Origin of the sequence: Pseudomonas extremorientalis, from assembly GCF_001870465.1 — a bacterium.
GTDB lineage: Bacteria > Pseudomonadota > Gammaproteobacteria > Pseudomonadales > Pseudomonadaceae > Aquipseudomonas > Aquipseudomonas extremorientalis.
Window position 1 is genome coordinate 18,400 of the sequence record NZ_MDGK01000019.1, and the last position, 9,425, is coordinate 27,824.

General features: G+C 63.0%; 5 protein-coding genes and 1 pseudogene. 3 read left to right on the top strand and 3 right to left on the bottom strand.

What is annotated here, in order from left to right:
- Positions 1–46: 46 nt before the first annotated feature.
- The 3 genes from BFN10_RS09970 to BFN10_RS09980 form a co-directional block, all read right to left on the bottom strand.
- Positions 47–1,492 (bottom strand): mechanosensitive ion channel family protein, encoded by a 1,446-nt coding sequence (locus BFN10_RS09970; protein ID WP_071489549.1) that lies wholly within the window; start codon positions 1,490–1,492, stop codon positions 47–49.
- Positions 1,493–1,560: 68 nt separating this feature from the next.
- Positions 1,561–2,421: a pirin family protein gene (locus tag BFN10_RS09975; protein WP_071489550.1), complete on the bottom strand. Its 861-nt coding sequence runs from the start codon at positions 2,419–2,421 to the stop codon at positions 1,561–1,563.
- Positions 2,422–2,497: 76 nt separating this feature from the next.
- Positions 2,498–3,703, bottom strand: coding sequence for a multidrug effflux MFS transporter (locus BFN10_RS09980; RefSeq protein ID WP_071489551.1), 1,206 nt, complete (start codon positions 3,701–3,703; stop codon positions 2,498–2,500).
- Between the two features lie 100 nt (positions 3,704–3,803).
- On the opposite strand from BFN10_RS09980, the gene BFN10_RS09985 reads away from it, so the two are divergent.
- From BFN10_RS09985 to BFN10_RS09995, 3 genes and pseudogenes are all read left to right on the top strand, one after another.
- The gene (locus BFN10_RS09985) at positions 3,804–4,910 is read left to right on the top strand and encodes an efflux RND transporter periplasmic adaptor subunit (protein ID WP_071489552.1); all 1,107 of its coding nucleotides are present in this window, start codon (positions 3,804–3,806) and stop codon (positions 4,908–4,910) included.
- Positions 4,911–4,912: 2 nt separating this feature from the next.
- Positions 4,913–7,996 carry an efflux RND transporter permease subunit gene (locus tag BFN10_RS09990; protein WP_071489553.1) on the top strand — a complete coding sequence of 1,028 codons (3,084 nt, stop codon included), beginning with the start codon at positions 4,913–4,915 and terminating at the stop codon, positions 7,994–7,996.
- A gap of 98 nt (positions 7,997–8,094) precedes the next feature.
- Positions 8,095–9,425 (top strand): annotated as a pseudogene (locus tag BFN10_RS09995) (type IV secretion protein Rhs); the annotation flags it as partial.

Sequence of the window (9,425 nt, forward strand, 5' to 3'; positions counted from 1 at the left end):
TACCCCCTGCCCCTCAGTGTGGCGCCCGTACCCGAGGCGTGCGCGGTCAGAGACCACGCTGGCGCAACCACTGCAGAAAGCCTTTCTTGACAGGCACCACCGGTGCCTCTTGCGTCAGCGCCTGCGCGGCGTGCACACGGAAATCCAGCAAGGCCTTCATCGCCTCGCCGATGTCGTGGCGCGCATCCAGGCACGGCTTCAAGTATTCCTTCTCGATGCGGTACAGGGTGCAGAACGTCTTGGCCGAGAAATCCGCCAGCGTCGCCTCGTCCGACAGGATCCCAGCCTCGCCGATCACCTCGCCCGGCCCCATGCGCCCGGCTTCGAATTTGTGCCCGCCCTTGGTCAGCATCACCGAGACCACACCGGACTCAACGATGAACAAATGATCGCTGACCTCCCCGGCCGGCAGGATCATCTCGCCGGCGCGATAGGTGTGCAGGGTCATGTTCTGGCTGAAGGTGTCTTTCTCTTCCTGGCGCAGGGTGGAAAAAATCGACGAACGCTCCAATAAAGCGCGCGCTGCGGACATGGCCGGTGGCGCGCTGCTTTCAGTGGCCGACAGCACGCCGACGCCCGCCGCCTGCAAATGCCGGAAAGCCAGGTCGTAAAGCTGGTTGCGCACTTCGCGCTTAAGGGCCATGGCCGGTACGAATCCGCTGATTTCATACTCGACGCCACCACTGGCCGACGTCTTGAACGCCACACTTGGCGCCGGCGTGCCCAGCAGCGGCCGACACCCTTGCATCGCCCGCTCCAGGGCTTCGATCACCGTTTGCGGCCGCGCATGGGGGCTGACCTGCAGGCTGACCGCCAGGCCGAACATGTCCGCCGGGCGCGAGAAATTGATGATCTTGGCCTTGGCCGCCAGGGAGTTGGGAATCACCGCCATGCTGCCCTGGGAGGTTTGCAGGCGCGTGGCGCGCCAATCGATGTCCGTCACCCGGCCTTCGGTGCCGTCGATGGAGATCCAGTCATCGATTTGATAAGGCTTGGTGGTGTTGAGGACGATCCCGGAGAACACGTCACTCAAGGTACTTTGCAGCGCCAGGCCGACAATGATCGCTACCGCGCCGGAGGTGGCGAGCACACCCTTGACCGGCAAGTCGAGCACGTAGGCCATGGCGGCAATGATCGCGATCAGGAAGATCACCGCCCCCATCAGGTCCTGCAACAGGCGGCCGGTATGCCCGACCCTTTGCATCATGAGCGTGCCGAGCAACACCGTCAGCGTACGCGCAGCGAACAGCCACCAGCCGATCTGCAACGCCGTGGCGGCCAGGTGCAAGGCGGTGTTGTCCGCATAGGGCGCCAGTTGCATGGGGTTCATGCCGTCGTTGAACAGCACCGCGCTGAACACCGCGAAGATCACCAGCCGCGCCGCCAGCTTCCAGTTGGCGAGGTTGGCGGAAATCAGGCGCCACACGGCGATGTCGATCAAGATCAGCGCCAGGGCGCACAGCATCGGGTGATCAGCGATAAATGAGGGCATCCAGGCGACTCCAGGGCGAATGCCGTGAAGATCGCATGAAATGCCGCGCCAGGGTATAGCGGGTGTGCTTACATCTGCCCGAAACGACCCGACTGAAAGTCCACGAACGCCTGGTGAATCTCCTGCTCGGTATTCATCACAAACGGCCCGTGCCCGACGATCGGCTCGTCAATCGGCTCACCGCTGAGCAGCAGCACCTTGGCGTCATCATTGGACTCCAGCGTCAGTTGGCTACCCTCGCGCTCGAACAACGCCAATTGCCCCTGCCGCGCAACTTGCTCGCCATTGACCAGTACCGTGCCGCGCAGGATCACCAGGGCGGTGTTGCGCCCTTCGTGCAGGTCCAGGGTGACGGGCTTGCCGGGGTTCAGGCGCAGGTCCCACACGTCAATCGGCGTAAAGGTACGGGCCGGGCCCTGGGTGCCGGCAAACTCACCGGCAATCAGGCGCAGTTGCCCGGCGTCGTCGGCCAAGGGCAGTACCGGGATGTCGCCATCCACAATCGTCTGGTAACCGGCATCGGCCATTTTGTCCTTGGCCGGCAGGTTGACCCACAGTTGCACCATCTCCAGCGCGCCGCCCTGGCGGGCGAAGGCGGCGGAGTGGAACTCTTCGTGGAGGATGCCTTTGGCGGCGGTCATCCATTGCACGTCGCCGGGGCCGATGGTGCCGCCGGCACCCGTGGAATCGCGGTGTTCGACTTCGCCGTCGTAGACGATGGTCACGGTTTCAAAGCCGCGATGGGGGTGCTGGCCGACGCCGCGACGCTGCTCGGTCGGGGTGAAATCGGCCGGGCCGGCGTGGTCCAGCAACAGGAATGGGCTGATGTGCTTGCCCATGGCGTCGTAGGAAAACAACGTGCGCACCGGGAAGCCGTCGCCGACCCAATGGGCGCGGGGGCTGGTGTAGATGCCGATAAGCTTTTTCATGATGTACCTCCAAAGTGCATACACCATAAGGCTGCTGGCGGTTGAGCACTAGCCGGCAAAAGCAGCCCTGTTCGTCCTACGTATAGGACAATCCCTTGGCCTGACGTTGCCGCAGCAGGTGAAACGCCACGAACGCCGTCAGCGCGAAGCTGGCCTGGATAATGACCATCGGCGCGGCACTGCCGTCCCGCAACTGGCTCAACAAGACACCACTGCAGGTGGCGCCGAACATCTGCGCAAACCCCATCAGTCCCGCCGCCAGGCCTGCACGATGCGCATTGGGCATCACGCCACCGGTCACCGCACCCGGCAACACCAGGCCACCGCCCAGGGTGACCAGCGCAATCGGGATGTCCAGGCCGAGCACCGACAGGCCGAACAGTTCATAAATGACCACGGCCGACACCCCGCCGGCGGCGACCATCGTCACGCCCATCGCCACAATCCGCTGAGGCCCCAGACGCATGATGTTGCGGCGGGTATAGGTGGACCCCACGATCAGCATCGATACGATCAGGCCGAAATTGATGCCGTACTCCAGGCTGCTGAAGCCCAGCAGGTTGATGAACACCGCCGACGAACCGGCGATCACCGCAAACATGGCGCCATAGGTGCACGCCAATGCCACGGCGAACGCCCGGTACTGGCGGCCCTTGAGCAGGTCCAGGTATTGCCCGCCGAGGGTACGCCAGTGACCGGCCTTGGGGTCTAGGTAGTGATTGCTCTCGCGAAAGAACAGCAACGCCAGCAACAGCACCACGCTGCCAATCGCCAGCGCCAGGAGGATCGGCGCGTGCCAGCCGAACAGCTTGATCAGCAGGCCACCGACCATCGGCGCCACCACGATGGCGTAGAGCATGCCGATCATGGTCAGCGCTAGGGCCGGCCCGGCTTCGGCCTTCCACACATCCCGCACCACCGTGCGCGCCAGCACCAGCGCAGCACAGGCGCCCAGGCCTTGCAGCACGCGGGCGGCAATGAACTGGTGGATGTCGTGGACCAGCAGCATCGACAAGGTTGCCAGCACGTATAGCACCAGGCCGCCGATCAGCACCGGGCGCCGGCCGATACGGTCCGACAGCGGGCCGAACAACAGTTGCCCAAGGCCGAAAGCGGCGACAAATGCCGAGAGCGCCATCAGTGCCGAACCCGCCGGCGCCGCCAGCGCCTGCTCGATGGCGCCCAGGCCGGGAATGATCAATTGGGTCGAGACCTCACCCAGTGCCGTCAGGGCCACCAGTAAAAACAGCAGGCTTCGCGATGGGAGCGGGGCGTTTGTCATGGGGAGCATCCGGGGGCTGGATTAATTTATATTTCGACCATAATATGCGTAAAAAATTATGTCCATAATTTTTTGCCCAATGGTTACCCCGGAGCCCGCCATGCACCCTCTCCCCCTACGTCTTCTCACGCCCCTGGCCCTGTTGATCGTCCTCAATGGCTGCAACAGCAAGGCCGACACCGCCGCCGAAGTTCCTCAACCTCGCCCGGTCCTGGCCGCCAAAGTCGAAGCGGCCGGCACCCAGCAAAGCGCCTATACCGGCGTGGTCGCGGCGCGTACCGAAAGCGACCTGGGGTTCCGGGTCGGCGGCAAGGTCATCGAACGCAAGGTCGACCCCGGCCAGCATGTGTCCCGTGGCGACACCCTGCTGGTGCTGGATATCGGCGACTTCGAACTGGCCCTGCGCTCGGCAAAAAACCGCGTCAGCGCCGCCCAGGCACAATTGCGCCAACGCCGTGACGACGAAAACCGCTATCAGCGCCTGGCCAGCACCGGCGCCGTGTCGCGGCAGATCTTCGACCAATCGGCAACCAACCTGCGCGTGGCCGAAGCCGAACTGGCCGCGGCGCAATCCGACGCCAGCCAGATCGAAAACCGCCGCACCTACTCGGTGCTCAAGGCCGATGGCGACGGCATCATCACCGATGTGCGGGCAGACCGCGGCCAGGTGGTCGCCGAAGGACAGATCGTCGCGCGCCTGGCCCACGACGGTGCCCGTGAAGCTATCGTCAACCTGCCGGAAAACCAACGCGAACAAGCCTCGCAGAAAGCCCTGGCCTTCGCCTTCGGCGCCCCGGACCAGGCGGTGACCGCCACCTTGCGCGAACTGTCCGCCAGCGCTGACCCGACCACCCGCACCTACCGCGCCCGCTACGTATTGCATGGCGCCGTCGATCGCTTCGCCCTCGGCTCGACCATCACCGTGCGCCTGCAAGGCAACAGCCAGGCCCAGCAAACTCGCGTGCCCATCGGCGCCTTGCAGGATGCCGGGCAAGGCACCGGTGTCTGGGTAATCGGCACAGACGACAAGGTCAGTTTCGCCCCGGTGAAAGTCGCCAGCCTCGGCCAGGAAGACGCGCTGCTCGACAGTGGTGTAGCCCCCGGTCAAATCGTCGTCGCCCTGGGTGCGCACCTGCTGCACGACGGTGACGCCGTACGCCTGCTGCCCGCCCAGGTACTGGCCCTCAACCGCAAACAGGACAACTGAGCATGCGCGGTATCAACCTCTCTGAACTGGCGGTCAAGCACCGTGCGGTCACGTTGTTCCTGATCATTGCGATCCTGGCCGCCGGGGTGTTCTCGTTTGGCAAGCTCGGTCGCGCCGAAGACCCGTCCTTCACCGTCAAGGTGATGACCATCACTGCCGCCTGGCCCGGCGCCACCGCCCAGGAAATGCAGGAGCAAGTGGCCGACCGCCTGGAAAAACGCCTGCAGGAACTGGACTACTACGACCGCGTCGAGACCATCGCCCAGCCGGGTTTCGTGTCAATGCGCATGACATACAAGGAGTCCACGCGGCCCAGCGAAATCCAGGACCTGTTCTACCAGACCCGAAAAAAACTCAGCGATGAAGCCGCCAGACTGCCCAAGGGCGTGAGCGGGCCGTTCTTCAACGATGAATATTCCGATGTGTATTTTGCGCTGTACGCCCTGGAGGCCGAACACCTGCCCCATCGACAGCAGGTGCAGATGGCTGAGGAACTGCGCCAGGGTTTCCTCAACCTGCCAGGGGTGAAGAAGGTCAATATCCTCGGCGAGCAGGCGCAACGGGTGTTCGTGGAGTTTTCCTATGAGCGCCTGGCGACCCTGGGCATCAAGCCGGATCAGATTTTCTCGGCGTTGGCCGCGCAGAACGCCGTGGCGCCGTCGGGCTTTGTAGAGACCGCCGGCGCCCGTGCCTACATCCGTATCGACGGCGCGTTCGACAGCCTGTCACTGATCGAAAACGTGCCGCTGGAAGTCAACGGCCGCGTGCTGCGCATCGCCGATGTGGCCACCGTCAGCCGAGGTTATGAAGACCCGCCCAGCTACCGCATCCGCCACCAGGGCGACCCGGCGCTGATGCTCGGCGTGATCATGGAGAAACACTGGAACGGCCTGGAACTGGACAAGAGCCTCAAGGCCCAGGAAGCCAGAATCCAGGCCGACCTGCCGCTCGGGGTCAACTTCGCCAAAGTCTCCGACCAGGCGAAAAACATCAGCCTGGCGGTCAACGAGTTCATGCTCAAGTTCTTCGTTGCCCTCGCCGTGGTGATGGTCATCAGCCTGTTGGCCTTGGGCTTTCGTGTCGGCCTGGTGGTGGCCGCTGCGGTGCCGCTGACCTTGTCGGTGGTGTTTGTGATCATGCTGCTGACCGGGCGTGAATTCGACCGCATTACCCTGGGCGCGCTGATCATTTCCCTGGGGTTATTGGTGGATGACGCGATCATCGCCATCGAGATGATGGTGGTGAAACTGGAGGAAGGTTTCGACCGCATCCACGCCGCCACCTTTGCCTGGAGCTCCACGGCGGCGCCGATGCTCACCGGCACGCTGGTGACGATCATCGGCTTTCTACCGGTGGGTTTTGCGCGCTCCGGCGCCGGGGAATATGCCGGCAATATCTTCTGGATCGTCGGTTTTGCGCTGATTTCATCCTGGCTGGTGGCGGTGGTGTTCACACCTTACCTGGGCGTGAAGCTGCTACCGCAGATCAAGCCGGTGCCCGGCGGGCATGACGCAATCTACGCCGGGCGCTACTACCAGAAACTGCGCACGCTGGTGGAGGCCTGTGTGCGCAGGCGCTGGCTGGTGACCGGGTTGGTGGTGGCGGCGTTTGTGCTGTGCGGGCTGGGCATGGGTGTGGTGAAGAAGCAGTTCTTTCCCAACTCCGACCGTTCCGAACTGATTCTTGAGGTGTACATGCCGCCGGGCAGCGCCTTTAAAAGTACCGAAGCGGTAGCCGCACAGTTGGAAAAAGCCCTGCTGCAAGAGCCGCAAACCACGATGGTCGACACCTATGTAGGCGGCGGTGCGCCACGCTTTTTCCTGTCGCTGAACCCTGAACTGCCGGACCCGGCGTTTGCCAAGCTGATCGTGCAGACCCCGGACTCCCATGCCCGCGATGCATTGAAACTGCGCATGCGCGAGCGGATTGCGGCCGGTGAGTTCCCGGCGGCGCGGGTACGCGTCACGCAGTTGCTGTTCGGCCCGCCTGTGCCATTCCCGGTGGTGTTCCGTGTGTCCGGCCCGAATGTGGATGTGCTGCGTGGCGTGTCCGAAGCCGTGCGCAAAGTCGTCGCCGCCAACAAGTTGACCAAGGATGCCTTCCTCGATTGGGGCGAGCGCACCAGCGGCTATCGCCTGGTGCTGGATCAGGACCGCCTGCGCTTGCTGGGCTTCACCCCCAACGAGGTCAAATCCCAGCTCAACGCCCTGCTCAGCGGCAACCCCATCACCGAAGTGCGCGAAGGCAACCGTACCGTCTCCGTGGTCGCTCGCGCCCAGGGCAGCCAGCGCGAAGACCTCGGCAACCTCAACAACATGACCCTCACCAACAGCGCCGGCACCTCCGTGCCGCTGGCCCAGGTCGGGCATTTCCAGGCGGTGATGGAAGAACCGATCCTCAAGCGGCGCAACCGCGCGACCACCGTCGAAGTGCGCGCCGACATCATCGACGGCGTGCAACCGCCCGACGTGGAAATGGCCGTGTACAAAGACCTGCAGCCGCTGATTGCCACACTGCCCGCCGGTTACCAGATCGACATCGGCGGCCCGGTGGAAGAAAGCGCCAAGGCTAACGTCGCCCTGGCCGCGCTGTTCCCGATCATGATCCTGCTGACCCTCACGGTGATCATGTTCCAGGTGCGCTCGTTCGGCGTGATGTTCATGGTCTTCGCCACGGCGCCGCTGGGCTTGATCGGTGCGGTGCCGACCTTGCTGCTGTTCAACCAGCCGTTCGGGTTCAACGCAATCCTGGGCTTGATCGGGATTGGCGGGATACTGATGCGCAACACGCTGATCTTTACCGACCAGATTCGCCAGAACCAGGACCACGGCATGGCCATTCGCGAGGCGATCATTGAAGCCACCGTGCGGCGTGCACGGCCGGTGATCCTGACCGCGCTGGCGGCGGCGCTGGCGTTTATTCCGCTGACGTTGTCGGTGTTCTGGTCGTCCCTGGCCTATGTGCTGATCGGTGGGGTGCTGGTGGGCACCGTGTTGACGCTGTTGTTCTTGCCGGCGCTGTGCAGCCTGGTGCTGGGGCGGGAGAAGACGAGAGTTGTCGAAACGTCCCACGTAAGCGCCGGATAAGCTCTACTCCCCTCCCCTGAAAAGTTCCGCAAAGTCCCTCGCCTGACTACACAGTGCGAGGGATTGCAGATGGACTTTCTGGTTGTTGGAGCTGTTTCTTGAACCCGGCCATTGGCAGGCTGGCCCTGACCCCAATGGATGTGAAGACGGTCGATATCGAGCGCGTCTTTCGCGATTTCCGGGAATGCCTGAATACCTTTGACGCGTGGGCTTCAAGCTTTTGGAGCGTTTCGGCGCTGGATGTCGAGCAAGTCTTCAAGGTCGGGGATGAAGTGGCGCTGGTCGCGCCGATCAACCGTTCTCTTTACCCAAGCACCACCGTTGCGACTTGCCAGGCCAACGGCAAGCTGACCCTGGTGCACCTGTTCCAAAGCACGCGATTTGTACCCATCGGCAACACGCCGGTGATGGTGCAGCGTGTCGACCCCAACGGCGGCCCACTGGGCGAGCCGATCCACAAGACCATCGGCCCGAGCGGCATCCTCGAAATCGACCAGTGTGAGCGCGACCAGCAATACCGGGTCAGCTTCTATCCCAACGTTTCCGAGGATCACCTCAAGGCGCTGTATGCGTCTTATCAATCGGTGATTGATGGGTTGGAAGTTCGCCTGCGCGAAGAGTGGAAAAACACCTTCGAAGCCCAGTGGAAAGACTACACAGACGCCAGCCCGCTTGATCAACGCAGGCTGCTGGAGAAGGCGTTTCTTCATGGCATGGGTAAGGCGTTCTACAGCCTTTGGGACAATTTCACACAACTGTACGACCTGCTGGCGGACCTCAAGAGCAACAGCCAGAAACTGCTGCAGTACGTCTCCCAGGCCGAACTGGATGAACTGTTGAAACTGGGCAAGGACACCATTGCCCAGGGCCTGCTTGTGCTCAGCGACGAGCCGCTGATGTTTATCTACCTGTCGGCGATCTGCAGTTGGATACGGATGTTGCCGCCGCAAGCGATGAGCGAGGTGATGGGGGAAATCACCGGCGACGTGTTGATCGCTTTGCTGTTGGTGAGGGTTGCGGGAGCCATGGGCGTGACCGTGCGCCTGGGTGCCCAGGTGATGAGTCACATCAAGCCTGGCCGGGCTCGCCAGTGGCTGGAGATGCTCGCGGACCAGTTGGTCGGGCCTCGGTTGGAGGCGCATGTCGAGGCGGCCAGGCCGTTGCTGCTGGGTAGCTCCGCGACGCCGATCCGAGTGATTCCGGATGCACCGTTGAAAGCTGGGGATCAGGTGGTTTCCAACGCGGTGCCGGTGGTGCGCAGCAAGTCCCAGCGAACCGTGTTAGTTCAGCAAGAGCATGTGGATGACGTGCCGGCTGTTGCGAAGAATCCGGCTGGGGATGCGGCCGCCTCTTCGGACAAAACCGTTACCAACGGCTGCCCGGTGTCGATGGTCACCGGCGAGGAACTCCTGACCCTCACCGATGGGAC